The 25943-nt window shown below is 67.3% G+C and carries 27 protein-coding genes and 1 pseudogene; 15 read left to right on the top strand and 13 right to left on the bottom strand.

The features are described from left to right. Positions 1-307: 307 nt before the first annotated feature. From ACZIYR_RS08795 to ACZIYR_RS08755, 9 genes are all read right to left on the bottom strand, one after another. Positions 308-880 carry an anti-virulence regulator CigR family protein gene (locus ACZIYR_RS08795; protein ID WP_473033384.1) on the bottom strand — a complete coding sequence of 191 codons (573 nt, stop codon included), beginning with the start codon at positions 878-880 and terminating at the stop codon, positions 308-310. A 234-nt stretch (positions 881-1114) separates the two neighbouring features. After that, positions 1115-1393, bottom strand: coding sequence for a DUF2442 domain-containing protein (locus ACZIYR_RS08790; RefSeq protein WP_483528925.1), 279 nt, complete (start codon positions 1391-1393; stop codon positions 1115-1117). A 64-nt stretch (positions 1394-1457) separates the two neighbouring features. After that, complete coding sequence (locus tag ACZIYR_RS08785) at positions 1458-1727, bottom strand: type II toxin-antitoxin system RelE family toxin (protein WP_483528924.1); 270 nt, start codon at positions 1725-1727, stop codon at positions 1458-1460. Next, entirely contained in the window at positions 1711-1932 is a 222-nt protein-coding gene (gene relB, locus ACZIYR_RS08780) for a type II toxin-antitoxin system RelB family antitoxin (protein ID WP_483528923.1), read from the bottom strand. The genes ACZIYR_RS08785 and relB overlap by 17 nt, the downstream gene beginning before the upstream one ends. Before the next feature lie 192 nt (positions 1933-2124). After that, on the bottom strand, positions 2125-2391 hold the full coding sequence (locus ACZIYR_RS08775) for a DUF2442 domain-containing protein (RefSeq protein WP_483528922.1): 267 nt from the start codon (positions 2389-2391) through the stop codon (positions 2125-2127). Beyond that, entirely contained in the window at positions 2372-2608 is a 237-nt protein-coding gene (locus tag ACZIYR_RS08770) for a DUF4160 domain-containing protein (protein WP_483528921.1), read from the bottom strand. The genes ACZIYR_RS08775 and ACZIYR_RS08770 overlap by 20 nt, the downstream gene beginning before the upstream one ends. Positions 2609-2622: 14 nt before the next feature. Continuing rightward, complete coding sequence (locus ACZIYR_RS08765; protein ID WP_483528920.1) at positions 2623-2877, bottom strand: Txe/YoeB family addiction module toxin; 255 nt, start codon at positions 2875-2877, stop codon at positions 2623-2625. Further along, positions 2874-3128, bottom strand: a complete 255-nt coding sequence (locus ACZIYR_RS08760; protein ID WP_483528919.1) for a type II toxin-antitoxin system Phd/YefM family antitoxin — start codon at positions 3126-3128, stop codon at positions 2874-2876. The genes ACZIYR_RS08765 and ACZIYR_RS08760 overlap by 4 nt, the downstream gene beginning before the upstream one ends. Positions 3129-4124: 996 nt before the next feature. Then, complete coding sequence (locus ACZIYR_RS08755; protein WP_483528918.1) at positions 4125-4577, bottom strand: pilin; 453 nt, start codon at positions 4575-4577, stop codon at positions 4125-4127. 346 nt (positions 4578-4923) lie between these two features. On the opposite strand from ACZIYR_RS08755, the gene pilB reads away from it, so the two are divergent. The 11 genes from pilB to ACZIYR_RS08700 all read left to right on the top strand — a co-directional run bounded on the left by pilB (position 4924) and on the right by ACZIYR_RS08700 (position 15748). Beyond that, entirely contained in the window at positions 4924-6717 is a 1794-nt protein-coding gene (pilB, locus tag ACZIYR_RS08750) for a type IV-A pilus assembly ATPase PilB (RefSeq protein WP_483528917.1), read from the top strand. 61 nt (positions 6718-6778) lie between these two features. Continuing rightward, a complete protein-coding gene (locus ACZIYR_RS08745) occupies positions 6779-8011 on the top strand; it encodes a type II secretion system F family protein (protein WP_483528916.1) in 1233 nt (410 codons plus the stop codon). Positions 8012-8211: 200 nt separating this feature from the next. Next, on the top strand, positions 8212-9057 hold the full coding sequence (locus ACZIYR_RS08740) for a prepilin peptidase (RefSeq protein WP_483529063.1): 846 nt from the start codon (positions 8212-8214) through the stop codon (positions 9055-9057). Between the two features lie 22 nt (positions 9058-9079). Beyond that, positions 9080-9706 carry a dephospho-CoA kinase gene (gene coaE / locus ACZIYR_RS08735; protein ID WP_473033375.1) on the top strand — a complete coding sequence of 209 codons (627 nt, stop codon included), beginning with the start codon at positions 9080-9082 and terminating at the stop codon, positions 9704-9706. A 54-nt stretch (positions 9707-9760) separates the two neighbouring features. Continuing rightward, positions 9761-10009: a type II toxin-antitoxin system Phd/YefM family antitoxin gene (locus ACZIYR_RS08730; protein WP_110070304.1), complete on the top strand. Its 249-nt coding sequence runs from the start codon at positions 9761-9763 to the stop codon at positions 10007-10009. Then, positions 9999-10283, top strand: a complete 285-nt coding sequence (locus ACZIYR_RS08725; RefSeq protein WP_473033373.1) for a type II toxin-antitoxin system RelE family toxin — start codon at positions 9999-10001, stop codon at positions 10281-10283. Before ACZIYR_RS08730 ends, ACZIYR_RS08725 begins: the two co-directional genes overlap by 11 nt. A 14-nt stretch (positions 10284-10297) precedes the next feature. After that, a complete protein-coding gene (gene yacG, locus ACZIYR_RS08720; RefSeq protein WP_473033372.1) occupies positions 10298-10522 on the top strand; it encodes a DNA gyrase inhibitor YacG in 225 nt (74 codons plus the stop codon). Continuing rightward, positions 10519-11415, top strand: coding sequence for a DNA replication terminus site-binding protein (locus tag ACZIYR_RS08715; protein WP_483528915.1), 897 nt, complete (start codon positions 10519-10521; stop codon positions 11413-11415). Before yacG ends, ACZIYR_RS08715 begins: the two co-directional genes overlap by 4 nt. 108 nt (positions 11416-11523) lie before the next feature. Continuing rightward, positions 11524-13944 carry a Lon protease family protein gene (locus ACZIYR_RS08710; protein ID WP_483528914.1) on the top strand — a complete coding sequence of 807 codons (2421 nt, stop codon included), beginning with the start codon at positions 11524-11526 and terminating at the stop codon, positions 13942-13944. Further along, positions 13934-14707, top strand: a complete 774-nt coding sequence (locus tag ACZIYR_RS08705) for a universal stress protein (protein ID WP_483528913.1) — start codon at positions 13934-13936, stop codon at positions 14705-14707. Before ACZIYR_RS08710 ends, ACZIYR_RS08705 begins: the two co-directional genes overlap by 11 nt. Positions 14708-15307: 600 nt before the next feature. Next, positions 15308-15748 (top strand): REP-associated tyrosine transposase, encoded by a 441-nt coding sequence (locus ACZIYR_RS08700; protein ID WP_473033369.1) that lies wholly within the window; start codon positions 15308-15310, stop codon positions 15746-15748. A 372-nt stretch (positions 15749-16120) separates the two neighbouring features. Here the strand turns inward: ACZIYR_RS08700 and trhP are convergent, their stop codons facing one another. Beyond that, complete coding sequence (trhP, locus tag ACZIYR_RS08695; protein WP_483528912.1) at positions 16121-17542, bottom strand: prephenate-dependent tRNA uridine(34) hydroxylase TrhP; 1422 nt, start codon at positions 17540-17542, stop codon at positions 16121-16123. A 548-nt stretch (positions 17543-18090) separates the two neighbouring features. On the opposite strand from trhP, the gene queC reads away from it, so the two are divergent. From queC to ACZIYR_RS08675, 4 genes are read left to right on the top strand one after another with little or no spacing between them, the layout of a single operon-like run. Continuing rightward, entirely contained in the window at positions 18091-18822 is a 732-nt protein-coding gene (gene queC, locus ACZIYR_RS08690) for a 7-cyano-7-deazaguanine synthase QueC (protein ID WP_483528911.1), read from the top strand. Next, positions 18822-19466 (top strand): 7-carboxy-7-deazaguanine synthase, encoded by a 645-nt coding sequence (gene queE, locus ACZIYR_RS08685; protein ID WP_483528910.1) that lies wholly within the window; start codon positions 18822-18824, stop codon positions 19464-19466. Before queC ends, queE begins: the two co-directional genes overlap by 1 nt. Further along, complete coding sequence (locus tag ACZIYR_RS08680) at positions 19466-20311, top strand: 6-carboxytetrahydropterin synthase (RefSeq protein ID WP_483528909.1); 846 nt, start codon at positions 19466-19468, stop codon at positions 20309-20311. Before queE ends, ACZIYR_RS08680 begins: the two co-directional genes overlap by 1 nt. Further along, positions 20308-20562: a YkgJ family cysteine cluster protein gene (locus ACZIYR_RS08675; RefSeq protein WP_483528908.1), complete on the top strand. Its 255-nt coding sequence runs from the start codon at positions 20308-20310 to the stop codon at positions 20560-20562. Before ACZIYR_RS08680 ends, ACZIYR_RS08675 begins: the two co-directional genes overlap by 4 nt. Positions 20563-20660: 98 nt before the next feature. Here the strand turns inward: ACZIYR_RS08675 and ACZIYR_RS08670 are convergent, their stop codons facing one another. From ACZIYR_RS08670 to ACZIYR_RS08660, 3 genes and pseudogenes are all read right to left on the bottom strand, one after another. Next, positions 20661-24578, bottom strand: coding sequence for an ATP-binding protein (locus tag ACZIYR_RS08670; RefSeq protein WP_483528907.1), 3918 nt, complete (start codon positions 24576-24578; stop codon positions 20661-20663). Between the two features lie 29 nt (positions 24579-24607). Beyond that, positions 24608-25192, bottom strand: coding sequence for a MiaE family protein (locus tag ACZIYR_RS08665; protein WP_473035024.1), 585 nt, complete (start codon positions 25190-25192; stop codon positions 24608-24610). A gap of 390 nt (positions 25193-25582) precedes the next feature. After that, positions 25583-25723 (bottom strand): annotated as a pseudogene (locus tag ACZIYR_RS08660) (DUF1289 domain-containing protein); the annotation flags it as partial. Positions 25724-25943 lie beyond the last annotated feature (220 nt).

Raw genomic sequence — 25943 nt, 5'->3', positions numbered from 1 at the left:
GCCCCTTGCCGTCAACTCTGTGGTGCTCTATTTCGACTTGCAGCACAGGAACTTTAGGGCATGTCATGACAAATAATTCACGTCGAAACACGACACTAAAGAGGCAGGTGATTTACCTCTATTGCATCTCGCAGATTCACGCTGCGGGGCGGCACCCTCCCAGGTGGCTGCCACCGAACTCCAAAAAGAGAGAGGGTACCGGCAAAAGAATTCAGAGAACCAACGCCGACAACAATAAAGTCAAGTTAAACTTGCCGCCAGCGGATTAGAACGAACGAGTCATTTCACGCGCTAACCGATTAGGACATCACTCGAGCAGATCGCGCAGTACGGCATAGACGATATCGTTGGCCATTTCCACCAGCACCACGTCGGCACCCACCCGGCGCCATTCGTAGCCGTCATAACGGGGCAGTTCGCGATAGAGGCGTTCGTCGAAGCGTTTGGCGATGCCCGGCGGCAGCGGATTGCCGCGCTCGAGGTTCTTGCGAATGCCGGGCGGCAGGCGGTCGCGGCGGTCGATTTCTACCCAGTCGCGGCGATCGCGGAAGATGCGGCGAATCTCGCGCTCATCGAAACGCGGCCCGCTGCGAAACTCGTCGCGGCGGCCCTCCCAGTCCCGGCGCTCGCCACGGCGGCTCTCCCGGTAGGCGCCCTGCTCCCGCTCGCGGCGCTCGTAGCGGCTCCCCTCACGGTAGCGGGGCTCGTCGGCGCGACGCTCGAGGCCCCGCCCCTGGCCGGGATGCCCCTGGGCCTGGCCGACGCCCTGCCCCTGGCCGCGCGCCTCCCCGGGCTGGGCCTGAGCAGGCGCCGCGATCAGCGCCAGGGAGAGGCTGAGCGCACTCGCCGCCAACAGCGGCACGGTGATTCGCTTGAACATGGCATCGACTCCCGATGGTTGACTGTCACCCACAGACTAGACCGGGAATGCGCAGGGAAGGTGCAACCGATACGGTGTCGAAGCAGCTCAGGCCAGGCCCAAGGCTGGCGGAGATGCCCTGCCAGGAGGTCCGGTCCGACGCTTCGGCGCTAGAGGCGCAGCCTCCCGGTGGTATTGCCAGCGCTGCCGACTCCCTCGCCCGGCAGAACCCGCCCCCCCCCAAAACTGACGCACTCAAGCTGCATCATTCTTGTCGACTTCGATATGTCGGTTTTCGTACAAATCAGCGACCGGCAAACAGAGATCATAATCATTCCATTGCAAATCTCCATCCACGAGCGAGTATTCCTGGAACCGGGCCGGCTCAAGGTATTTTTTGACATGGGGGTTTGAAGAGGCCTTCAAAAATCCTTCGAAATCAACCACCGTCTCTTTCCCGTCAGAAAACGCAAGGCGCAACCGGTATCCGTCGACATGCTCTACGGATTCTACATAAACCTCATCGGGAATCATTTTTATACCTCCCCTCGATCTTCGCTGCCGGCCGCCGGATCTGCCCCCCATTACCTCCTTGGCACTACCCCTCATAGACATCCTTGCGATGAGCCGCCCGGATCACCAGCACCACCAGCCTCTCATCCTCGATGTGGCAGATGACGCGATAGTCCCCGACTCGATACCGCCAGAACTCCGCCAACTCTCCCCGCAAGGGTTTACCCAGCTGGCGCGGGTCATCCAGGGCTTTGACCCGCTGCTCGAGATAATCACGGATAGGCTGGCGCTGCTGGGGATCGATTTTCCTGAAACTCTTTGCCGCTGAGGCGAGATACTCAACCCTCCAGGTCACGCCAGAACTCCTCGGAGGTCACGACGCGGTCTCGGCCTTGGCGAAGCTGCTCCAGGGCGTGCTCGGCGAGATAGGCATCTTCCAGCTCCTCGAGATGCTCCTCGATCAGCTTGCGCAAATAGAATGTCTTGGAGCGACCTGTCGCCTGGGACAGATGCGCCAAGCGCGCCTCGATATCGGGATCCAGGCGTAGACTGATAGGCATGGTGTTCACCTTCTGCAATACACGTATTCAATGTATCGCAGGGAAGCCCGGATGACAAAAGAAGGGCTGCACGACCGTAGCGGGTGTCGGCGGGTATCAAGCCGCAGGTGCCTCTTCAGCTCCGACGGGACGCTTCGGCGACTGGAGGCGCAGCCTCCCGGCGGGGTTGCCAGCACTGGCGATTGTCCCAGATTAATCGGCAGTAGGGTGAGGTGCCCTGGCGCCCTTGAGAAGGCCTTCGGTACTCAAGTCTTCATCAAGATCGGGCCAGTGGATGCCATAGCCACCGCCAGCGAGCTCCCAATTATCACGCTGCGCGGGGGACGCCGAACAGAGCCGCGGGTACCAGGCCAGCGGCACGGAGATCGCTCGGCCATCCATCAGCTCGACAGTGAGCCGATCATCATCGATCTGCACGCTCATCACTCGCAGGTCATTATCAGATACCAAAGAATGCATGCCACGCCTCCCGCAATTGTTCCTCATGTTCACGAACCATGCGCTGTATCCGACCGAGCTCCTTGGCGGAGAACCCAATGTTACGCGCAACCACTGCATCATGCAGCCACACCTTGGCCGTTGCCCCGCCATAGTCGACATGCACATGTGGCGGCTCGTCGGGTTCGTGGCTGTAGAAGTAGAACCGGTAGCCATCTCGTCGCAGGACAGTTGGCATCGCCGCTCCCCAGATCAATAGTGGTATCGACACTGAACGATCACGATGGCACTGTCGGTCACCTTGTAGACGAGCCGATGTTCCCGATCGATTCGTCGCGACCAGTACCCCGACCACTGGTGCCGCAATGGCTCGGGATCGCCCAGACCATCAAACGGCTGTCGCTGGATTTCCTTGATCAGCACGTTGATGCGCTTGAGGGCTTTCCTGTCGCGTGACTGCCAATAGAGGTAATCCTGCCAGGCCTGGCTGGCCCAGGTCAGCATCATGGATCGATAAGGCCATGCTCAGTGGCATCGCCCCGCTCCACCTCGGCGATGGCCTCGTTCAATCGCTGGGCGTTGTGCGGGCTCGCCATCAGGTAAGCGGTCTCCTCGTAAGACTTGAAGTCTTCTACCGACATCACGATAGCGGGCTTGCCGTTCTGGCGCGTGATCAGCACCGGCACGTGGTCATCGTTGACCCGGTCCAGCACCTTGGCCAGGTGACTGCGAAAATGGCTGTAGGTCACGGTATCCATGCTTTCCTCCTCGGGCCCATCACTCATTGTACGCATTTTTGTACCTACCTGTCAGCACCAAGGGGCCAGTTCCGGTCCGACGCATCGGCGACTGGAGGCGCAGCCTCCCGGCGGTGTTGCCGGGGCTGGAGAAAACCCCAACGCAGTGGCCTCCGCCAGGGCACCTTCGGCGCCAGTCGCGATGCAGAGCAGCGCTCCTACAGCCGGAACTTTCTAATGTAGGAGCATCTTTAGATCGCGACTGGAGGCGCAGCCTCCCGGCGGGGTTGCCAAGGCAAGCGACAACCCCAACGCAGAGGCCTCCGCCGGGGCGTCTATCGGCGCCAGTCGCGATGCAGAGCAGCGCTCCTACAGCCGGAACTTTCTAATGTAGGAGCATCTTTAGATCGCGACTGGAGGCGCAGCCTCCCGGCGGTGTTGCCTACGCTGGCGATTGGCCCCAACGCGGCCGCCTCCGCCAAGGCGCCTATCGGCGCCAGTCGCGACGGGGACCGGCGCTCCTACAGCCGGAACTTTCTAATGTAGGAGCATCTTTAGATCCGGTCCGACGCTTCGGCGACTGGAGGCGCAGCCTCCCGGCGGGGTTGCCTACGCTGGCGATTGGCCCCAACGCAGCGGCCTCCGCCAAGGCGCCTTCGGCGCCAGTCGCGACGGGAACCGGCGCTCCTACAGCACGCCTTGCCCACCTTGTAGGAGCATCTTCAGATCGCGACTGGAGGCGCAGCCTCCCGGCGGGGTTGCCAAGGCAGGCGACAACCCCAACGCAGTGGCCTCCGCCAGGGCGCCTTCGGCGCCAGTCGCGACGGGACTCGGGGCGCCGAACCGGGCGCTCCTACAACGTTGGCGGCTGCCACGCTGCCTGCGCGCCATACCTGGCACACCAACGCCAGCGGCCGGCATCGCTGCCGGCCGCTGGGTCATGCTAAGCGGGAAATGGGGTCTGTCCCTCATTACCTAGGCGGGAAATGGGGGCTGTCCCTCATTGCCCCTCACGAATTAATTTGCGAGCCCATTATCAACCCCAGTTCCAGAAGATTCCCACGTTAAAGTTCCGCCTGCCGCCGTAGGTGTAAGAATATAAGTATAGCCTTGCAAATCTGGGCTCCCCCCTGTTGCAGCAGTAACTGTAACAACACCATCTGAAACTGCCACTTCGTTCACCTGGCCATATGCATCATTGCCGGATATAGCTGGCGGAACACCATTATCGCCTGCATCACAATCTGACAAATCAGATGTAGTTTGAAAGCACTGGTCAACTCCAATTTTGAATGGAGCTGCTGCTTGAACAACTTCAGAAAATGCAGCGCGCTGAGTGTAACTTTGATACTGGGGTACAGCAATTGCTGCCAGAATCCCAACGATAGCTATTACAATCAGCAGCTCGATCAGGGTAAAACCGCCCTGCGCTCGATTACGCCCCTGCACTTGCTTATTCATCTCGTTCATTCGGTTCCCCTCACCCTGATCCGATGCGTTCGCCGGGCCCTTCCGGTCGATGCCTCGGACGTTTTGTTGAAAGCCGTGGCGGGTTGGCTGCCGCTTCCCCAGCCCGGGCGGCCTTCGCCCATGCCCTGTGTTTAACGTTAATTTACAGATCGACACCGTGCAAGCACAACAGCCTTCCCACTGATGCCTCACGTCGTTATATCGTACCAAGCATACCATACTCAAGGTGAACCCAGCGTGAGAAGCCCGCTGTGCTGCACCACGGCAAACGGCTAGAATGGCCGGTATTCGAATCCACAGGCCCTGCCCCGCCCGGCGGCGTGCGCGGGCCCCGTTGCGAGGCGCCATGAACGACTACCGAACGCCCCCCGGCGCGCTGGCCGAGCAGAACCCCGCCGACGCGACCACCGCCCGCCAGCAGGCGGCGACCGGCCTGCGCGGCCTGGCCAAGCGCCTGGTAGAGTACGACCTTTTGTCGCGCCCCGCCGCGGAGCGCGCCGAACTGGAGGCGCGCGAGACCGAGGTCACCCTGCTGCAGCACGTCATCCAGGCCGGGCTGGTCACCGCCCGCCAGGCCACCCTGGCCGCCGCCTGGGAGTACGGCCTGCCGATCATCGACCTGGACGCCGTCCGCCTGGCCAGCCTGCCGCCGTCCAGCGACTTCCCGGAGAAGCTGCTGCGCAAGCTGGGCGTGATCCCACTGGCCCGCCATACCCACCGGCTGACGGTGGCGGTGCCCTACCCCTCTACCCTGGCCCAGCTCGACGAGCTGCAGTTCGCCACCGGGCTCAGCATCGAGGCGGTGCTGGCGCCGGTGGACCAGCTCGCCCCAGTGCTGGAGGCCTACCTGGCCCAGGGAGAGGCGAGCCTGATGGACGAGCTGGACGGGGTCGACGCCGCCGTGGGCGCCCTGGAGTACGACGACGGCCAGGACATCACCGAAGAGGGCACTACCGACGTCGCCCAGAGCACCGCCGACGACGCCCCCATCGTCAAGTTCGTCAACAAGGTGCTGCTCGACGCCATCCGCCGCGGCGCCTCGGACATCCACTTCGAGCCCTACGAGACCAGCTACCGGGTGCGCATGCGCATCGACGGCATGCTGGTGGAGGCGGCCCGCCCGCCCTTCGCCATGCGCACCCGCATCGCCGCGCGCCTGAAGGTGATGTCGCGGCTGGACATCTCCGAGCGCCGCCTGCCCCAGGACGGCGCCATCAAGCTCAAGGTCTCCCGCTCGCGCTCCATCGACTTTCGCGTCAACTCGCTGCCCACCGTCTACGGCGAGAAGATCGTGCTGCGGATTCTCGACCCCGCCTCGGCGAAGATCGGCATCGATGCGCTGGGCTTCACGCCCGATCAGCGCGCCATGTACGAGGCGGTGCTGGCTCACCCCCAGGGCATGATCCTGGTCACCGGCCCCACCGGCAGCGGCAAGACGGTAACCCTCTACACCGGGCTCAATATCCTCAACCTGGTGGAGCGCAATATCTGCACCGCCGAGGACCCGGTGGAGATCAAGGTGCCGGGGGTCAACCAGGTCAACGTGCTGCCGCGCATCGGCCTGGACTTCGCCAGCGCCCTGCGCGCCTTCCTGCGCCAGGACCCGGACGTGGTGATGGTGGGCGAGATCCGCGACCTGGAGACCGCCGAGATCGCCGTCAAGGCCGCCCAGACCGGCCACCTGGTGCTCTCCACGGTACACACCAACTCCGCCGCCGAGACCCTCACCCGCCTGGCCAACATGGGCGTGCCGCCGTTCAATATCGCCAGCTCCGTGAGCCTGATCATCGCCCAGCGCCTGGCCCGCCGGCTCTGCAAGCACTGCCGGCAGCCGGCGGAGATTCCCCGGGAGGCCCTGCTGCAGGAGGGCTTCACCGAGCAGGAGGTGGAAGAGGCCACCGTCTTCGAGCCGGTGGGCTGCATGCACTGCACCCACGGCTACAAGGGCCGGGTGGGCATCTACGAGGTGGTGCCGGTCTCCGAGGCGATGAGCCAGCTGATCATGCGCAACGGCAACTCCATGGACTTCGACCGCCAGGCCCGGGAGGAGGGGCATCCGGACCTGCGCCGCAGCGGCCTGCTCAAGGTGATGCAGGGCATCACCAGCTTGACCGAGGTCAATCGGGTCACCAAGGATTGATGTTAATTATCATAATAACCGATCAGTATCATTCGACACGCTGACTGGCAGGGCCCCCGTAATGGCGACCAAGACCGCAAGACCTCCGCAGAAGATGAAGCTCTACCGCTGGCGCTGGTCCGGCAAGGGGCCCGGCGGGCGCCTGGTGACCGGCGAGATCGTCGCCCCGGACAAGCGCGAGGTGGAGAAGGAGCTCTCCGGCCAGAACATCATCATCAAGAACGTGCGCCGCAAGAGCGGGCTGAGCGGCGGCATGGGCAAGATCAAGCCCCGCGACGTGATGCTCTTCGCCCGCCAGATGGCCACCATGATCCGCGCCGGGGTGCCGGTGCTGCAGGCCTTCCAGGTGGTGGCCGAGAGCATCCGCAAGCCGGCCATGAGCGCGGTGGTGCAGCAGATGATGAACGCCGTGGCGGCGGGCTCAAGCTTCTCCCAGGCGCTGCGCCAGCACCCCGAGCACTTCGACTCGCTGTTCTGCAACCTGGTTGAGGCCGGCGAGAGCTCCGGGTCGCTGGATCGCATGCTCGACCGCATCGCCACCTACAAGGAGAAGATCGAGTCGATCAAGGGCCGGGTGAAAAAGGCGCTCTGGTACCCGGCGGCGGTGATCGCGGTGGGCTTCGGGGTCACCGCGCTGCTGCTGATCAAGGTGGTGCCGCAGTTCGAGAGCCTCTTCCAGGGCTTCGGGGCGGAGCTGCCGGCCATGACCCAGATGACCATCGCGCTCTCCGAGTTCGCCCAGCAGTACTGGCTGTGGGGGCTGGGCATGGTGGTCGCCTTTATCTATCTGCTGCGCCAGGGCATGAGGCGCTCGGAGAGCTTCGCCTACCGCATGCACCGCTTCGCGCTGAAGATCCCGGTGATCGGCGATATCCTCGACAAGTCGGCGGTGGCCCGCTACTCGCGCACCCTGGCCACCACCTACGGGGCCGGGGTGCCGATGGTGGATTCGCTGGACATCGCCGCCGGGGCCGCCGGCAACCGGGTCTACGAGCGCGCCACCCGCCAGGTGCGCGAGGACGTGGCCACCGGCCAGCAGCTCCATTTCGCCATGCGCCTGACCGAGCGCTTCCCGCCGCTGGCGGTGCAGATGGTGGGCATCGGCGAGGAGTCCGGCTCTCTGGACGCCATGCTCAACCGGGTGGCCGACTACTACGAGGAGGAGGTCGACAACAAGGTCGACGCCCTGACCTCGCTGCTCGAACCCTTTATCATTGTGGTGCTGGGCGTGCTGGTGGGCGGCCTGGTGATCTCCATGTATCTGCCCATCTTCGAACTGGGCACGGTACTTTAAACCCTCGAACTTAAGGTTATTCGCACTTTAGCGTGAACATGTTTGGCAAGCTTCAATGTGGGAGGCCGGCTCTGCCGGGCGAAGGCGCCGCAGGCGCCCCTTGGGTAGCGCTGCGCGCTACTTCGCGAGCTGAAGCTCCCTCCCACAAAGCCAGTTCACGCCAGTCTGCGAAGAACCGAACTTAAGGATGTACCCCTTTGCTGGACCTCCCCCCCACCCTGCTATGGCCGCTGGTCGCTTTCCTGGGCCTCTGCCTGGGCAGTTTTCTCAACGTGGTGATCACCCGCCTGCCGGTCATGCTGATGCTGGGCTGGCGGGCCGAGGCCCGCGAGGCGCTGGAGCTGCCCGAGGAGAGCCCGGCGCGCTTCAACCTGCTGGTGCCCCCCTCGATCTGCCCCCGCTGCGAGACGCCTATCGCCTGGCACGACAACCTGCCGCTGGTGGGCTGGTTCAAGCGCCGCGGGCGCTGCGCCCACTGCGAGGCACCGATCAGCCCCCAGTACCCGCTGGTGGAGCTGGCCGGCGGCGTCCTGGCGCTGGCGGTGCTGGCGCTCTACGGCTCCAGCTGGCCGGCGCTGTTCGTCTACGGCGCCTGCCTGGCGCTGCTGGCGCTGGCGGTGATCGACCTGCGCACCCAGCTGCTACCGGACCTGATCACCCTGCCGCTGCTCTGGGCGGGGCTGGCCTATCAGCTGCTGTTCCAGCCGCTGATGCTGCCAAGCGCGGTAATCGGCGCCATGGCCGGCTATCTCGCCCTGTGGAGCTTCTACTGGCTGTTCAAGCTGGTGACCGGCAAGGAGGGCATGGGCTACGGCGACTTCAAGCTGCTCGCCGCCCTGGGCGCCTGGCTGGGCTGGCAGTATCTGCCCATGGTGCTGATTCTCTCCGCCGGGGTGGGCGCCCTGGTGGGCATCGCCGCCCAGCTGGCGATTCCCCGGCTGCGCGGCGCCCCCATGCCCTTCGGCCCCTTCCTGGCCATGGCCGGCTGGATCGCCCTGCTGGCGGGCGAGCCGCTGATGGCCGCCTATACCGGGCTGCTGCTATGAGCGGCGAGCATAGGAGGTCGCCATGATCGTCGGCGTCACCGGCGGCATCGCCTCGGGGAAGTCCACCGTGGCCCGCGCCTTCGAAGAGCACGGCATCCCCTGGGTGGACGCCGACGACGTGGCCCGGGAGGTGGTCGAGCCCGGCGAGCCGGCGCTGGCCGAGATCGCCGCGCGCTATGCCCGAACGGGGCAGGCGGTGCTCCAGGCCGACGGCACCCTGAACCGCCGGGCGCTGCGGGAGATCGTCTTCGGCGACCCGGCGGAGCGGCGCTGGCTGGAGTCGGTCACCCACCCGCGCATCCGCGAGCGGCTGGGCGAGCACCTGGCGCGGCTGCAGGCCGGCGGCGCCCCCTATGTGCTGCTGGTCTCGCCGCTGCTGTTCGAGTCGGGCCAGGCCAGCATGGTGGACCGCTGCCTGGTGATCGACGTGCCGGAGCGGGTGCAGATCGCCCGCACCGCCGCGCGCGACGACGTGGACGAGGCCCAGGCCAGGGCCATCGTCGCCGCCCAGCTGCCCCGCGCCGAGCGCCTGGCCCGGGCCGACGAGGTGATCGACAACGGCGGCAGCGAAGAAGCCATGCGTCGGCGGGTCGCCGAGCTGGATCGACGCTATCGAGAGCTGGCGCGCCATCGCCCCGAGACCTGTTAAAAGACTTTTAAAAGGTCTATAGTGCTGTCAGCTGACGTATCAGGAGTGATTCACATGCCCCATACCATCCTGGCCAACACCACTGCCAGCATCTCCGAACTCAAGAAAAACCCGATGGCTACCGTGGCGGCAGGTGAAGGCTTCCCGGTAGCCGTGCTCAACCGAAATGAACCCGCCTTCTACTGTATTCCGGCCGCTGCCTATGAAGAGCTGCTCGAGAAGCTCGAGGATGCTGAGCTTAACCGGATAGCCGATGAGCGCAGCCAGCAGCCTGAAATTGCGGTAAGCCTGGATGATCTATGAGTTACGCTTCCGCAAGGAGGCGTTGAAGGAGTGGCGAAAGCTGGACGGAAGCGTTCGCGCTCAGTTCAAGAAGAAGTTGACAGCCATTCTGGACTCACCTGCGGTTCCGGCGGCCCGCCTGCATGGCAGCCGCGACAGATACAAGATCAAGCTTCGCAGTGCTGGCTACCGCCTCGTCTATGAGGTAAGAAACAATGAACTGGTTGTCGTCGTGATTGCCATCGGCAAACGAGAGCGAAATGACGTTTACTTGAAAGCCGGGAAACGACACTGACCTGAAGGATCCCTATGAGCCACACCCAACGTCCCCTGACCGTCGCCTGCCCGCAATGCCAGAAGAAGGTGGCCTGGCGCGAGGACAACCCCCACCGCCCCTTCTGCAGCGAGCGCTGCAAGCTGCTCGACCTGGGCGCCTGGGCCGACGAATCCCACCGCATCGCCGGCGAGCCCGCCATGGACGAGACCAGCATCGACGAGTGGGTCGCCCGCGCCGAGCGGGACGCCGGCCAGTGAGCCTCTCCCGGGAGCGACAAGCCCCGCCCCCGGCCTCCTACCGCCTGCTGGCCGAGCTGGAGGCGGCGTTCGATGCGCTGATCGAACGCAGCGAGGCGCTGCTGGCCGCCTTTGATCGCGCCCCCGGCGAGGCCTGGGCCTTCGGGGCGCCCACCGTCGACGCCGCCTGGCTGCGCCGGGCGCTGCTCGACTTCTGGTACCAGGACGGCCAGGACGGCCGCGCCACCTCCAGCCACGTGGGCCTGGTGGCCGCCGACGAGACGCTGCTGGCGCGAGTCGCCGAGGTGAACGCCGCCAAGGCCGACTTCGCCGCCCAGCTGGCACGCATTCGCGAGCAGCATCCGCCGCTGATCGCCGAGGCCAAGGCGGTGCTGCCCTTCCGCCACCCCGAGCTACACACCCACCTGCGCGGCAGCGGCCTGGCGCGGCTGCATCTCAAGCAGTGCTGGCGGGCGATCCCGGTGGCCGAGGCGCCGGTGGCCCGGGTGCGCCTGGCCTGGTACAGCAGCGGTCGCTCGATCAAGCGGCTCAGCGTGCGCGAGGCCGAACGCAAGCTGCTGGCGCTGGACAGCGACGCCCCCCACGTGCGTATCCAGCTGCGCCGGCTGGCCGGCATCCCCGACGGCGAGCCCCTGGCCCAGGTCCAGGCCCAGGCGCCGTTGATGCGTGCCAACCTCTTCTACTGCGAGCCCCTGGAAGACGGCCGCACCCGCCGCGCCATGAACGTGGCGCTGCCGCTGTTCCTGCCTGCCCCGCGCGGGCGGCTGCCCGACCGCAACCAGCCTCCCGCCGAGCCCCCCGCCCAGCGCACCCGCGCCCGGCGCAGCGACGAGCGCCTGGAAGACACCCCCTTCCTACCCAGCCTGCGTATCTACCGCTACCGCAGCGGCTGACCAAGCGCCTCCGCCAGGCTCTCCCTTGATCCCTGTCATGCAGGGTCGGCCCAACTCCGCCATACTCCAAGGAGCGCTGGGCGCCCCACAGGGAGAGGAGACGAACGCTTGAAACCCCTTGACGTGACACAGGTTTATCGGGAGTGCCCGGAGCACGCCCTGGATTTCGAGGTGAGCAGCGAGCTCGACTCGCTGGATCTGCTCAGCGGCCAGCCTCGCGCCCGGGACGCGCTGGATTTCGGCACCGCCATGCGCAGCGAAGGCTTCAACCTCTTCGTGCTGGGCCATCCGGGTCACGGCATGCACGAGCTGGTCGGGCGCTTTCTCAGCCAGCGCTCCCAGAACGAAGCCACCCCGCCGGACCTCGCCTTCCGCTACAACTTCGACGAGCCGGCCCAGCCGCTGTGCCTGATGCTGCCCACCGGCACCGGCCGAGTGCTGCGCGCCGACCTGGAGCAGCTGGTGGAGGAGCTCGGCACGGCGATTCCCGCGGTCTTCGAGGGCGACGAGTACCAAAACCGCCTGCACGAGCTCAAGCAGGCCATGACCGAGCGCCAGCGCGATGCCATCGAGGCGGTGCGCCGCGAGGCCCGCGAGCATGACATCCTGCTGCTCTCCACCCCCAACGGCTTCACCTTCGCGCCGGCCGGCCAGGACGACAAGATGATGGCACCGGAGGAGTACGAACAGCTCCCCGACGATGACCGCGAACGCATCGAGGGCACCGTCGCGGTGCTGCAGAAGAAGCTGACCCGGGCCATTCGCCAGATGCCGCGTCTGGCGAAACAGCTACGCGAGCAGGTCAATGCCCTCAACGAGGAGATGCTGCAGTCAGCGATCGGCGCGCCCCTGGCGGAACTGGAGGAGCGCTATGCCGAGCACGAGGGCGTACTGGCGCACCTGAGCGCGATTCGCGAGGCGATCCTGCAGCACGTGGATGCCTTTATCGATGACGAGCCGGATATCCCGCCGGAGGCGGTCTTCAGCCGCTGTCAGCTCAACCTGATCGTCGACAACACCGCCTGCGAGGGGGCGCCGGTGATCTATCTCGACCTGCCCAGCCACCAGCACCTGGTGGGGCGCATCGAGCACCACGTTCACAACGGCACCCTGCTCACCGACTTCTCGCTGATCCGGGCCGGCGGCCTGCACCGAGCCAACGGCGGCTACCTGGTGGTCGACGTGCGCAGCCTGCTGCTGCAGCCCGGCGCCTGGGAGACCCTGAAGCGGGTGCTGCGGGCCGGCGAGATTCGCACCGAGTCGCTGGAGCAGGCCTACGGGCTGATCAGCACCACCAGCCTGGAACCCCAGCCGGTGCCCCTGGACCTCAAGGTGGTGCTGCTCGGCGAGCGGCTGCTCTACTACCTGCTGTGCGAGCACGATCCCGACTTTCTGGAGCTGTTCAAGGTCCAGGCCGACCTGGAGGACGAGCTGCCGCGTAGCGACGAAAACCAGCCGCTGTTCGCACGCATGGTGGCCACCCTGGCCCGGGAGTCGGCGCTGCGTCCGCTGGCCCGCAGCGGCGTGGCGGCGATGATCGAGCAGGCCAGCCGCCTGGCCGACGACCAGCAGAAGCTGACCGCTCGGCATCGTGCGCTCAGCGACCTGCTGGAGGAGGCCGACCACTGGGCCGGGGCCGCTGAGGAGGCGGTGATCGAGCGGAGCCATGTCGAGAAGGCGGTGGACCAGCAGCGCTGGCGCGCCAGCCGCCTGCGCGAGCACAGCCAGGAGCAGATCGCCCGCGGCACCCTGGCCATCGCCACCGAGGGCCGGCAGGTCGGCCAGGTGAACGGCCTGGCGGTGCTGAGCCTGGGCGACTTCCGCTTTGGCCAGCCCACCCGGATCACCGCCACCGCGCGCCCCGGCGCCGGCCAGGTGGTGGATATCGAGCGCGAATCGAAGCTCGGTGGGCGCATTCACGCCAAGGCGGTAATGATCCTGTCGCGCTGCCTGGCCAGCCGCTATGCGCCGGACACTCCGCTGTCGCTCTCCGCCAGCCTCGCCTTCGAGCAGTCCTACGGCGGCATCGAGGGCGATAGCGCCTCGGTGGCCGAGGCCTGTGCGCTGATCTCGGCCATCGCCCGGGTGCCGCTGGAGCAGGGCCTGGCGGTGACCGGCTCCATCGACCAGCACGGCCGCGTCCAGGCCGTGGGCGGGGTCAACGAGAAGATCGAGGGGTTCTTCGATATCTGCCAGGCGCGCGGGGCGCTCAACGGCCAGGGGGTGCTGCTGCCGGCCAGCAACGTCGAGCAGCTGATGCTCAGGCGCGAGGTGCGCGAGGCCATCGCCGCCGGTACCTTCCACCTCTATGCCATCGAGACCCTGGACCAGGCGCTGGCCCTGCTCAGCGACATCCCGGCCGGCGAGGCCGACGAGCGCGGCCGCTATCCCGACGGCAGCCTCAATGCCCGGGTGGTGGAGCGCCTAACGGCGTTCCACCGGGCAACGAAGCGGGAGGGCGCCGAGCAACGCGCCACTGGCGGGGCCGCGTTAGAGGATAACGAGGAGCGACGCGACCATGATTCCTGAGCCCCATGGTCCCAACGGTGTCGAGCCATCGCCCCCCGAGGCCGCCCGCGTGCTGGCGCTGCTGGATGCCTCCCGGCACAGCCTGGCGGCGCTGGCCGCGGCGGTGGAGCTGGCCAGCCGCCGCCACGCCGAGCTGGTCGCGCTCTACATCGAGGACATCGATCTGCTGACCTGTGCGGCCTACCCCTTCTCGCGGGAGATCGGCGCCCAGTCGGGGCTTGAGCGGCCGCTCTCGGTAGGCAGCCTGGAGGCCGCCATCGCCCGCCAGCTGGCGCGCATCCACCAGGCGCTGGAACAGGCCGTGGCGGGACGCGAGCTGCGTCACCGCCTGGAGGTGAGCCGCGGCCAGGTGGTCAGCGAGGCCCTGGCCAAGGCCGGCCCCGGCGATGTGCTGGTGCTGGGCAAGGCGGGCGTCACCGAGCGCTGGGGGGCACGGCTGGGCTCCACCAGCCGTCGGCTGATCCTGGAGGCCCCCTGCACGGTGCTGGTGTGGGACGAGCGCCACCCCTATCGGCGCGGGCCGCTGCGGCTGATCGAAGGCGGCCAGGCGCCGCTGTCCGCCGAAGACCTGCCCGACTGGCTAGCGGCGCTGTTCGACGGCCTGGCACCACTGTCGCTGCGCCACGCCCGGGCGCTCGAGCGCCAACTCCACCGCGCCGACGCTGGCGGCCTGCTGCTGCACCGCCCCGAACTCACCCGGCTGCTGGAAGAAGACCCGGAACTGCTCGCCCGTATCCCCCTGCCGGTGGTGGTTGTGGCCTAGCAGCAAGGTTGGCGGATGCCGCCCTGTAGGAACGCTGCTTTGCATCGCGACTGGAGGCGTCAGCCTCCCGGCGGCGTTGCCGAGGCAGGCGATAAATGCCACCGCCTCCGCCAGGGCGCCTATCGGCGCCAGTCGCGACGGAAACCGGCGCTCCTACAGACGAAACTTTCTAATGTAGGAACATCTTCAGATCCGGTCCGACGCTTCGGCGACTGGAGGCCGCAGGCCTCCCGGCGGCGTTGCCGAGGCAGGCGACAACCCCAACACCACCGCCTCCGCCTGGGCGCCTATCGGCGCCAGTCGCGACGCAGAGTCGGGACGCCGAACCGGGCGCTCCTACAGCCGAAACTCTCTAATGTAGGAACATCTTCAGATCCGGTCCGACGCTTCGGCGACTGGAGGCGCAGCCTCCCGGCGGGGTTGCCGAGGCAGGCGATAACACCAACGCCGACGCCTCCTCCAGGGCGCTCCTAAAGCGGTACACCAAGACAATTACATACAGCGCTGGCCAAGGCCTACAACCAGAACCGTTTATCACCTACGGACACATTAGCCATACGAAATATTCTGAATCAAGGCACCCCAACATGAGCCTTCAGAATGATAACGCCAGGTGTGCGCGCACTCAGAACAGGCCGTCGCTCCATTCCCGGCCACTATTACCACATTACGCTCGTGACACGGCGTCGCTACCCATTCTTTGAAGATTTTCACACCGCCTGCAAAGCGTGCCGTACATTTTCAATTTCCACCCTGGCAACTCAATGCGAGACACTATCTTTTGTCGTCATGCCCGATCACGTCCATTGGCTACTGCAGTTGAACGGCAATCTGGCGCATGCGGTCCGGCTATATAAGTCCCATGTGTCGATGTCGGTCGGGCTGCGGGTATGGAATGCCGGGTATTACGACCGCGCCCTGCGCTCCGACGAGGATGTTCGGGCCGTGGCCCGCTATATCGTCGCCAATCCGTTAAGGGCACGGCTGGTGGACAATATTGGAGATTATCCCTATTGGGATGCGATATGGCTCGATCGATGAGTGGTCTTGCGTTGGCGGACATGGTCGGCCTCCGCCTGGGCGCCTATCGGCGCCAGTCGCGACGGAAACTCGGGGCGCCGAATCGGTCGCTCCTACAAGGTTGGCGGCTACCGCACTGTAGGAGCGCTGCTTTGCATCGCGACTGGAGGCGCAGCCTCCCGGCGGGGTTGCCAACGCTGGCGATAGCCCCAACGCTGGCGATAAGCCCAACGCCGACGCCTCCGCCAGGGCGCCTATGGCGCCAGTCGCGACGCAGAGCGGCGCTCCAACAAGCGTAACTCCCTGATGTAGGAGCATCTTCAGATCGCGACTGGAGGCCGCAGGCCTCCCGGCGGTGTTGCCGACGTGGCCGATAACCGCTGCCGTTGCCGCCTACGCCAGATCCCGCATCAGCAGCGCGTACTCGATGCGCTCCGGCGCGATGGCTTCGCCGGGCACCGGCAGGCGCACCACATGGCCCGAACCGGGGGCGGCGCTCACCGATTCGCCGCGCTTGTTCTCGAGGTGTTCGAGCACGAAGCGACGGTTGCCGCCGGGTAGCATCAGCTCCATGCCGTCGCCCACCTCGAAGCGGTTCTTGACGTCCACTTCCAGCACGCCGCGGTCGGGGTGGTAGCCGATCACCTCGCCGACGAACTGCTGATGCACCCCCACCGAGTTGCCGCGCTCGTAGTTCTGATACTCGTCGTGGACGTGACGCCGGTAGAAGCCCTCCGTGTAGCCGCGGTTGGCCAGGTTGTCGAGCTCGTCCATCAGGCGCATGTCGAAGGGGCGACCCGCCACGGCGTCGTCGATGGCGCGGCGGTAGACCTGAGCGGTGCGGGCCACGTAGTAGTGGGACTTGGTGCGCCCCTCGATCTTCAGCGAGGTCACACCCATCTCGGTGAGCCGCGGGACGTGCTGCACGGCGCGCAGGTCCTTGGAGTTCATGATGTAGGTGCCGTGCTCGTCCTCGAAGATCGGCATCAGCTCGCCGGGGCGAGTGGCGTCCTCGATCAGCGCCGAGAGCTCATCCTGGCCCTCCCGGCCTCCCGCGGTGGCGGTGCTGTGGGTGGTGCTGCCGCCCCCGGAAGCGATCAGGCCGCCAGGCTGCCCTTCCCCCGGCGTCCAGACGCCGCTGCCCGAATGGGCCGCCGCCGAGTTGGCCGGCACCAGGTCGCCGGTCTCGTCGTGGGCGGCGGCCACGGTGTTGTACTGCCAGCGACAGGCGTTGGTGCAGGTGCCCTGGTTGGGGTCGCGGTGATTGAAGTAGCCGGAGAGCAGGCAGCGTCCGGAGTAGGCGATGCACAGCGCGCCGTGGACGAAGGTCTCGATCTCGAGGTCGGGGCACTCGGCGCGGATCTCGGCGATCTCCTCCAGCGACAGCTCCCGGGACAGGATGATGCGGCTGATGCCCTGGCGCTGCCAGAATTTCGCCGCCGCCCAGTTGACCACGTTGGACTGCACCGAGAGATGGATCTCCTGATCGGGCCAGCGCTCACGGATCATCATGATCAGCCCCGGATCGGACATGATCAGGGCGTCGGGGCCGGCTTCGATCACCGGTTCCATGTCCCGCAGGTAGGTCTTGAGCTTGCTGTTGTGCGGCGCGATATTCGAGGCCACGTAGAACTGCTTGCCCCGCTCGTGGGCGTAGGCGATGCCCTTGTGCAGGTTGGCGATCTTGAAGTCGTTGTTGCGCACGCGCAGCGAGTAGCGGGGCTGGCCGGCATAGACGGCGTCGGCACCGTAGGCGAAGGCGTAGCGCATGTTCTTGAACGTCCCCGCCGGGGAGAGCAGTTCGGGAGCTTGCATAGGAGGTCACCGTTGTCAGGACGATGGCGCCAGGGGCGCTGAAAAATGAGGTTCTTCGCACTTTAGCGTGAACATGTCTGGCAGGTTTATTGGTGGGAGGCCGCGGTTCGACGTCTCGACTCTGACGGCGGCGACGCTTCGACGAAGGCGCCGTAGGCGCCCCATGGGTAGCGCTGCGCGCTACTTCGCGAGCTGAAAGCTCCCTCCCACAAAGCCAGTTCACGCCAGTCTGCGATGAACCAAAAATGAAGGGGGACTAGTATAGCAGCGCCGAGCGCCAATGGCTGCTATGGAAGGTGCCGCAGGCACCCCTTTATTGCCGCCGCTACGCGACGGTTCGCCCGATGAATCGGCCTCCCACAATGGAAGATGGCGCCACCCCGACCTTTGTGGGAGCTGGGCTCTGCCCGGCGAATGGAGCCCGAAGGGCTCCCAGCGGCTATAGCGAGCCCTTGACCAGCCGTGCACTTGTCTTTCCGGTCAAGTAGAATATGGCCCCTGCCGGACCGGACCCCGGCCTTTCCAAATTCTCCGACACGAGCTACCCCATGACAGTAACAACTCCCGACCCGGCGGCCGGCCGCGCCACCGTGGTGATCTACTCCGGCGGCATGGACTCCTTCACCGTGCTGCACCGCGCCCTGCGCGAGGGCCGCGAGGTCCACGCCCTCTCCTTCGACTACGGCCAGCGCCACGCCCGCGAACTCGAGGTGGCCGCCCGGGTCTGTCGCGAGCTGGGCGTGCCCCACCAGGTGGTGGACATTCGCGCCATCCACGGGCTTATCGACAACTCGGCGCTGACCGACGCCAGCCGCGAGATGCCCGACGGCGACTACGCCGAGGACAATCTCACTGCCACGGTGGTGCCCAACCGCAATATGATCCTGCTGTCACTGGCCATCGCCAAGGCGGTGAACATCGGCGCCGACCGGGTCGACTATGGCGCCCACGGTGGCGACCATGTGCTCTACCCGGACTGCCGCCCCGAGTTCGTCGAGGCGATGAATGCCGTGGCCGGCATCGCCAACTTTGAGTCCGTCGAGCTCCACGCCCCCTACCTGCGTGCCAGCAAGGCCGAGATCCTCGCCGACGGCCTGGCCATGGGGCTGGACTACGCCGACACCTGGACCTGCTACCTGGGCGAGGCCCTGGCCTGCGGCCGCTGCGGCAGCTGTCGCGAGCGCCTGGCGGCCTTCGCCGCCAACGGCGCCGTCGACCCCATCGGCTATGCCCGGCGGGCCGCCGTGGATACCGCCGACACCCCCGCGGGAGAGCGCTGATGTACCACGTCAAGGAGGCCTTCTACACCCTGCAGGGGGAAGGCGGCCAGGCGGGACGCGCCAGCGTGTTCTGCCGCTTCACCGGCTGCAACCTCTGGTCGGGCCGCGAGCAGGACCGCGCCTCGGCGGCCTGCACCTTCTGCGATACCGACTTCGTCGGCACCGACGGCCAGAACGGCGGGCGCTTCGCCACCGCCGAGGCGCTGGCCGACCATCTCACGGCGCTGTGGCCCGACCAGGACGGCGTGGCGACTCCCTATGTGGTGTTCACCGGCGGCGAGCCGCTGCTGCAGCTCGACGAGACGCTAATCCGCGCCATGCACGCCCGGGGCTTCGAGGTGGCCGTGGAGACCAACGGCACCCTGCCCGCGCCCCCCGGCATTGATTGGCTATGCGTCAGCCCCAAGGGCGCCAGCGAGCTTACCATCACCGCCGGCGACGAACTCAAGCTGGTCTATCCCCAGGCCGAAGCGCCGCCGGCGCGCTTCGCCGGGCTCGACTTCGCCCACTTCTTCCTGCAGCCCATGGACACCGGCCCGCTGGGCGAGCCCGGCGCCCGCATGGCCGAGACCGTGGCCTACTGCCTGGCTCACCCCCAGTGGCGACTGTCGCTGCAGACCCACAAGATCGCGGGGATCGACTGATGACGCTATTCGTCAATCGCCTGACCCAGCTGGATGTCTCGCTGTGGTGCCCCCGCCGCGGGCTGATCGGCGCCAGCTGGCTGGTCGACGCCGAGCTCGACGGCGAGCTGGGCGAGGACGGCATGCTGTTCGATTTCGGCGAGGTGAAGCCCTGGATCAAGTCGCGCCTGGACGCCGGCGCCGATCATACCCTGCTGATTCCCATCCGAGCGCCGGGGCTCACCGTCAGCGACTGCGCCGAAGGGCTCTGCGTGCGCACTACCCAGCCCTACGCCATGGAGATCCGCGCCCCGCGCCAGGCCTTCACCCTGCTGCCCTGGGAGGCGATCACCCCGCAGCGCCTGGCTGGGCACCTCGGCGAGACCCTGAGCCGCCAGCCTCCCGAGCGGGTCGAGGCCATTCGCCTGACGCTGCGCGACGAGGCGATCGACGGCGCCGCCTACACCTACAGCCACGGGCTGCGCCGCCATGTCGGCAACTGCCAGCGCATCGCCCACGGCCACCGATCGCGCCTGCATATCTGGCAGGGCGGAGTGCGCATGCCCGAGCTGGAGGCCGACTGGGCCGAGCGCCTGGCGGATACCTACCTGGTGGATGCCGCGGATATCGTGGCGGAAACGGAGCCGAGCTTCCCGCCCCGGCTCACCACCCGCTACCGCTCCGCCCAGGGCCGCTTCTTCCTGCGCCTGCCGGCCAGCCGCTGCCATACGCTGCCGAGCCCCACCACCGTGGAGCATATCGCCCGCTGGCTAGCCGAAGGGATCGCCGCCGAGACCGGGCATGCTACCCGGGTACAGGCCTTCGAGGGCGTCGACAAGGGCGCCATCGCGGAAGCAACGCCGTGAGCGAGGACTGCCGCCCGGGCTGCGGGGCCTGCTGCATCGCCCCCTCGATCAGCTCGCCGATTCCCGGCATGCCCCAGGGCAAGCCGGCCGGCGAGCGCTGCGTGCAGCTGGACGACGCCAATCTCTGCCGGCTGTTCGGCGACCCGCGCCGCCCGGCGGTATGCGCGGCCTTCACCTTCGAGCGCGCGCTGTGCGGCGAGCACCGCGACCAGGCGCTCTCGCGCATCGCCGCCCTGGAGCTCGCCACCTGATCTGAGGGGGCCTCGCCGCACCGGGCCACCCCACTCAGCCACGCCCAAGCGGCCGCCCCCAACGCAGGGGGCGGCCGCACGGACAGGGCTGAACGGGCTCAGCCTTCGATATCGGCGGGACGCGGCAGGCGACGGTCGAGCAGGGTGTGCCAGCGCACCAGCACCGGGGCGTCGCTGTGGCTCACCTCGCCGAGGAGGGTGCGGAAGGCGTCCCGCGCCGCAGCATCGTGGCTGTCGACCAGGGTCAACCAGGCCTCCAGGGCACACAGCTGCTGATGGCGATTCTCGTGCTGGCGGGCGAACGTCAGGGCCTGCTCCACCAGCAGGCGCACCTCGTGGCGCGGATGCCCCAGGCGGTGGCGCACCGTGGCCAGCTGCAGCGCCAGCTCGGGCACGAACAGGGTGCTGCGCTCGCGGGCGATCATCAGGCACTGATCCAAGTAGTCCTCGGCGTGGACCAGCTGGCCCAGCGCCATGCAGGCGTCGCTGTACCACAGCGCGGGGCGGTGGTAGCGATCCCGCCCGGTGATCTCGCTGAGCTCCTCCAGCGCCACTTCGATCTTCTCCAGGCCGTCGCGGTCCCCGGAGAGCGCCCGGCGCCAGCCGAGCACGCCCTGGGCGGAGACCTGCCAGAGGTGCAGGTCCGGGGTCTCGGTCAGCGCCACCGCCTGCTCGGCGCGCCGCGCGGCGAGGTGCACATGCCCCAGCTGCCGGTAGAGCGCGGCGGCGAACAGCAGCGCCATGGCCAGCGACCCGGGGTGGCCGATGCGCTCGGCCAGGCGAATTGCCGACTCCACCTGCTGCTCGGCGCGGCGGTAGTCGCCGCGCAGGCAGAGCGCCCAGCCCTGGAAGCAGGCGGCGGCCACCTGGGGATGCTCGGAGAACGGCAGCCACTCGATGGTCATCGGCTGCTCGAGGGGGTTGATCTCGTCGAGGTGCTCGTAGGCCTGGCTGATGCGCCCCGCCCAGTATTCGCAGTTGGCCCGGGCGTAGTCGGCCAGCCGCCGGTAGCGCGGGTCGTCGAGCCGGCTGGCGATGTCGGCCAGCCGGGCGGCCAGCGAGAAGGCGTCGGCGTGGGCGTGACGCTGGCTGCAGCCCACCCACAGGCCCCACTTGACCAGGAAGGCCTGCTCCAGGTCGTCGCTCTCATCGCCGCTGCAGCTCTCCAGGGTGACCAGCAGCTCGCGGGCGCGCACGAAGCTCTCGTGGGCGGTGGGCGAGCCGTGGCCCTCCAGGGCGAAGGCGGCCTGGCCGCGCACGGTCAGCAGGCTGATCTCACGTTCGGCCTGCTCCTCCACGTGGCGCAGACTGGCCAGCCCGAAGTCGGCCATCTTCAGCGCGGTGCGGTTGGCGCTGACCTTGAGCGCTTCCCGCGCCGCCAGCTCGAAGTAGCGGGCGCCGCGGGCGTAGTGGCCGCTGCGCCGCAGGTGGGTGGCAAAGTCGCCGGGATGCCGACCGATCCACATCGGGAAGCGCTCCTCGATGAGGCTGACCACCTGGCGATGGATACGCACCCGCACGTCGCGGGGACAGGAGAGATAGGCGGCCTCCTGCAGCAGCTGATGGCTGAACTGGTACTCGCGACCGCCCTCCTCAGCGCCCACCGGCTCGATGATCTCCAGGCGGCGCATCTGCTCCAGGGCGCGGTTGAGCCGCGGCAGCTCCCAGCCGCTGCACTCGGTGAGAAAGTCGAGCCGGAAGCGACGCCCCAGCACCGCCGCCACATGGGCGACCTCGCGGTCGCCGTCGAGCTGGTCGATGCGGCTGGCGAGCAGGCCCAACAGGCCGCGGGGCAGCTCGTCGAGGTGCACGCTGCGCCCTTCGCGGCGGTCCATCTCCAGGCGCCGGCAGATCTCCTGCATGTAGAGCGGCACGCCGTCGCAGCGCTCGATGATCTGCCCACGCAGGCGGGGGCTGAGGTGCAGGCGATAGCGGCGCGCCAGCTGGGAGAGCAGCCGCGAGGACTGCATGGCATCCAGGTGGCCGAGGGTGACCTGCTGGTCCCAGTGCAGCCGGCTGGGCAGCGCTTCGCGGCCATGGTGGCTGGCCACCAGCAGGAAAGCGCAGTTGATGGGCAGACGCGCCTGGAGGCCCGCCAGCACCCGGAAGGAGGGCTCGTCGAGCCACTGCAGGTCGTCGATCATCAGCACCAGGGTGCGCTCGGCGGCCTGGCGCTCGATGACCCGGCACAGCAGCGCCACCACCAGCTCGGCGGCCTCGCCGCTCTTGGCCAGTCGCGCCCCCTCGGGGGACTCGCGCACCCCCAGGGCCTCTTCCAGCAGCGCTCGCTGGTCGTCGTCAAGGCGCATCTCCGCCTGCTCGGCGAGCAGGTCGGCCAGCGCCTCGGCGTCGAGCTCCCCTTCCAGCCGCCAGCGCAGCAGGGTGCGCGCCACGCCATAGGGTTCGAGTACCGACAGGCGAGTGGTGGGCTGCCAGCAGATGGAGGCGTCCCGACTCAGCTCGAGCTGGCGGAAGCCGACCATCAGCGCCGACTTACCCATGCCCGAGGCGCCGCGTACCAGCACGCTCTGACGCAGGCCGATGCCGGCACGGGCCAGGGCGTCGCGCAGGATGCGCAGCGACGCCTCGCGGCCGACCAGGCTGGGCGGCATGGCGTCACGCCCGCCCTCGTTGTGCCCCAGCACCAAGGCGCGCAGCCGCACCCGGCCGTCGCTGGCCACCAGCCGCGAGGCCAGCCGCGGCTGCAGGTCCAGCGCCGGCGGCATGTGCTGGCTGGCCTCCTGGGAGATCACCAGCTCGCTGCCCTCGGCGGCGCTCATGAGTTCCAGCGAGCCCTGGGTGACCTGCCCCAGCGGGTCGACCAGCTGACGCTCGGGAAGATAGACCACCCGGCCGCTATTGAGACCGGCGGCCAGTTCGATACGCGGCGGCTCGTCCTCGCCGCTCCAGTGGCGGGCGATCTCGTCGGGCAGCACGCGGCGGCAGTGTTCGTAGAGGGCGACCAGCTCGGCCAGCTGATGGGCCGGGCCGTGGGTGCCGAAACAGGCCAGCCCCAGCCCGCCGGTGGCGCCGGGGAGCCAGAAGCCGCCCAGGTGGTGGCACTGTTGCTCCAGCCAGCGCATCAGTTCGATCTGCAGGGCCAGGCTGGCGCGGGTCTCGTCGCGGGCGGAGAGCTCGCCCTTGAGGCGCAGGCGAATGGCCATCACCGAGAGCTGGCGCTGCTCGATCTCGTCTTCGCGCAGGGGCGTGCTGTCAGCGGCCAGGGCCCGGGAGAAGGCGCCCTGGGGCGACAGCCCCTGCAGGTCCGGCTTGCCGTCGGACCAGTAGCGGGCCAGCTGCAGGAAGGCCGGCTCGGGCTGCTGACCGGATAGGGCCAGCAGCTGCAGATAGGCATTGTACTGCTCGTGGGCAGCGGCCAGCTGGCCCTGGTCGGCGAGCTGGCGCACCAGCCGCTCGTGGAAGGGGCCATAGCCGGAGAAGCGGCTGACCAGCGCCTGGAGCAGCGCGTCGGGAACATCGTCGTGGCGCTCCAGCACCCCTTCGGCGAAGCGGATCACCCGCTGGCGCCACTCGTTGCGCAGCTGCACCAGCCAGCGTTGGAACTCGGTGCAGGCCGGCAGCTGCAGCTCCTCGACCAGATCCCCACGATAGCGCTCCAGCAGCCGCTCCAGGGTAGCGACATCCTGGGACCCCTCGAGCAGCCGCTGCAGCTCGTGGAGGTCGAAGCGCCAGGCCTCGGGGAGGCGAAAGGCGATGGTCTGGCGCGATACCACCAGCACCCGCTCGGCCTCCTCGCCCAGCGACTGGCGCAGGCAGTGCAAGGCGTGGCGCAGGTTGGTGCGCCCGGAAGAGAGCCCCTGGTCCGGCCACAACAGTTCGGCCAGGCTGGCCCGATTGACCGGCTGGCTATGCAGCAGTAGATAGACCAGCAGCGCCTTGACCTTGTCGTAGCTGAACTGGGTCAGGACGTCATCGCCCAGGGTCAGCGAGAAGTGGCCGAACAGCGCCAGCTGATCCACATCACGGTGTTGCACGTCGTCGCAAGCGTCCTGCATGTTGGAGTCCTGCATGGCAAGCGGCGGCCTCAGGCCGGCACGCCACTATGGAAACGAAACGCCGTATCCGGCGTGACTATCAGCTCTGCCTCGCATTCGGCGAAGAAGGCCACCCGCTCGTCGATGGCGGCCGGGGCCTGCTGACGGGCCAGCATCAGGTAGTCCTCGTAATGACGCCCTTCCGACTTAACCAGACTGCGATAGAACTTGGCAAGTTCAGCATCCAGGTGCGGAATCAGCCGCGCGAAGCGTTCGCAGCTGCGCGCCTCGATCAAGGCGCCGATGATCAGGATATCGACCAGGCGCTCAGGATCTTTAGGCCTTACGTGGCGCCTGAGCCCCTCGGCATAGCGTGAAGCGCTGAGATGCCGGTAGCGAATGCCGCGGCTCTCCATCAGCTTGACCACCTGCTCGAAGTGCAGCAGCTCCTCGCGGGCGAGCTGCGACATCTTGGTCAGCAGCAGCGGCTGGTCCACGTAGCGATAGAGCAGGCTCATGGCGGTGGAGGCCGCCTTCTTCTCGCACTGAGCGTGATCGATCAGCAGCAGTTCGGGGTTGTCCAGCGCCCAGCCGATCCAGGCATCCGGGGTGCGGCAGCCCAGGAAGTCGAGCATACCGGGCGGCAGCAGCGCCTCGACGGAACTGCCCGGCTCGGCAGATAGGAGGGGCTCTTGCATGGCGGCTCCAGCGCTTGTCGGGGTGTCGGTCGGGGGCGCCTGCGCCTGGCGGCGCGACTCGGCGGCGGCGCACAGGGCCTGGCTCAGGCCGGCATGCAGGGCGGCGGCATCCAGCCCCTCTCCCGGCCCGCGGGCCGCCAGGCCGTAGCGCGACAGGTCACGGATGCGTTCGCGCCCGACCCGCAGCAGCTCCACCGCCCGGGACAAGGGCGGCTGCTCGGGGCGCACGCGGACGCGATGGCGCTCGATCTGGGCGTTCAATCGCTCGGGGTCCGTCACCGCCAGCCATTCGCCGACCACCGCCTCGCGCAGGGAGTCGAGCTCGACCATGCGCGAGGCCCGCTCAGGCTCATCGAAGGCCAGCCAGTCGGTGATCTCGGTGTCGCTGCGCTGACACCCCCGGCAGACGCTGTCGCCCAGTGCGGTGGAGCAGACCCCCACGCAGGGTGACACGATTTTGGCAGACATATTCATACTCTCGTTCGAGGACATCATGGTACCGCGCGGGGCGCTCGATCACACCCTCCGTGTCGCCGCTTTTCAGCGCCGCCGACCAAAGTTCAAGGCGGCAACCACGGGCCTCAGCTTAACATTGTCGACAGTTTACCGTAGAATCACGCCACCCAGCGGCACGCTGCTTGCCAAGACCGTTTCTCCTGTCAGGGCGTGCATTTCGGCGACGATCTCG

It is taken from the genome of Billgrantia sp. NRB1, assembly GCF_056921725.1.
This window is presented reverse-complemented; position numbering and strand designations above follow the sequence as displayed.

Bases quoted from the DNA above. Each gene is read 5' to 3' on its own strand.
- ACZIYR_RS08680 (WP_483528909.1), top strand. From the start codon at position 19,466: ATGACGCTATTCGTCAATCGCCTGACCCAGCTGGATGTCTCGCTGTGG.
- ACZIYR_RS08770 (WP_483528921.1), bottom strand. From the start codon at position 2,608: ATGCCAACTGTCCTGCGACGAGATGGCTACCGGTTCTACTTCTACAGC.
- ACZIYR_RS08765 (WP_483528920.1), bottom strand. From the start codon at position 2,877: ATGATGCTGACCTGGGCCAGCCAGGCCTGGCAGGATTACCTCTATTGG.
- ACZIYR_RS08670 (WP_483528907.1), bottom strand. From the start codon at position 24,578: ATGCAGGACGCTTGCGACGACGTGCAACACCGTGATGTGGATCAGCTG.
- trhP (WP_483528912.1), bottom strand. From the start codon at position 17,542: ATGCAAGCTCCCGAACTGCTCTCCCCGGCGGGGACGTTCAAGAACATG.
- relB (WP_483528923.1), bottom strand. From the start codon at position 1,932: ATGCCTATCAGTCTACGCCTGGATCCCGATATCGAGGCGCGCTTGGCG.
- ACZIYR_RS08760 (WP_483528919.1), bottom strand. From the start codon at position 3,128: ATGGATACCGTGACCTACAGCCATTTTCGCAGTCACCTGGCCAAGGTG.
- ACZIYR_RS08700 (WP_473033369.1), top strand. From the start codon at position 15,308: ATGATAACGCCAGGTGTGCGCGCACTCAGAACAGGCCGTCGCTCCATT.
- ACZIYR_RS08795 (WP_473033384.1), bottom strand. From the start codon at position 880: ATGTTCAAGCGAATCACCGTGCCGCTGTTGGCGGCGAGTGCGCTCAGC.
- yacG (WP_473033372.1), top strand. From the start codon at position 10,298: ATGAGCCACACCCAACGTCCCCTGACCGTCGCCTGCCCGCAATGCCAG.
- pilB (WP_483528917.1), top strand. From the start codon at position 4,924: ATGAACGACTACCGAACGCCCCCCGGCGCGCTGGCCGAGCAGAACCCC.
- ACZIYR_RS08745 (WP_483528916.1), top strand. From the start codon at position 6,779: ATGGCGACCAAGACCGCAAGACCTCCGCAGAAGATGAAGCTCTACCGC.
- ACZIYR_RS08730 (WP_110070304.1), top strand. From the start codon at position 9,761: ATGCCCCATACCATCCTGGCCAACACCACTGCCAGCATCTCCGAACTC.
- ACZIYR_RS08790 (WP_483528925.1), bottom strand. From the start codon at position 1,393: ATGATTCCCGATGAGGTTTATGTAGAATCCGTAGAGCATGTCGACGGA.
- ACZIYR_RS08725 (WP_473033373.1), top strand. From the start codon at position 9,999: ATGATCTATGAGTTACGCTTCCGCAAGGAGGCGTTGAAGGAGTGGCGA.
- queC (WP_483528911.1), top strand. From the start codon at position 18,091: ATGACAGTAACAACTCCCGACCCGGCGGCCGGCCGCGCCACCGTGGTG.
- queE (WP_483528910.1), top strand. From the start codon at position 18,822: ATGTACCACGTCAAGGAGGCCTTCTACACCCTGCAGGGGGAAGGCGGC.
- ACZIYR_RS08705 (WP_483528913.1), top strand. From the start codon at position 13,934: ATGATTCCTGAGCCCCATGGTCCCAACGGTGTCGAGCCATCGCCCCCC.
- coaE (WP_473033375.1), top strand. From the start codon at position 9,080: ATGATCGTCGGCGTCACCGGCGGCATCGCCTCGGGGAAGTCCACCGTG.
- ACZIYR_RS08755 (WP_483528918.1), bottom strand. From the start codon at position 4,577: ATGAACGAGATGAATAAGCAAGTGCAGGGGCGTAATCGAGCGCAGGGC.
- ACZIYR_RS08665 (WP_473035024.1), bottom strand. From the start codon at position 25,192: ATGCTCGACTTCCTGGGCTGCCGCACCCCGGATGCCTGGATCGGCTGG.
- ACZIYR_RS08775 (WP_483528922.1), bottom strand. From the start codon at position 2,391: ATGCATTCTTTGGTATCTGATAATGACCTGCGAGTGATGAGCGTGCAG.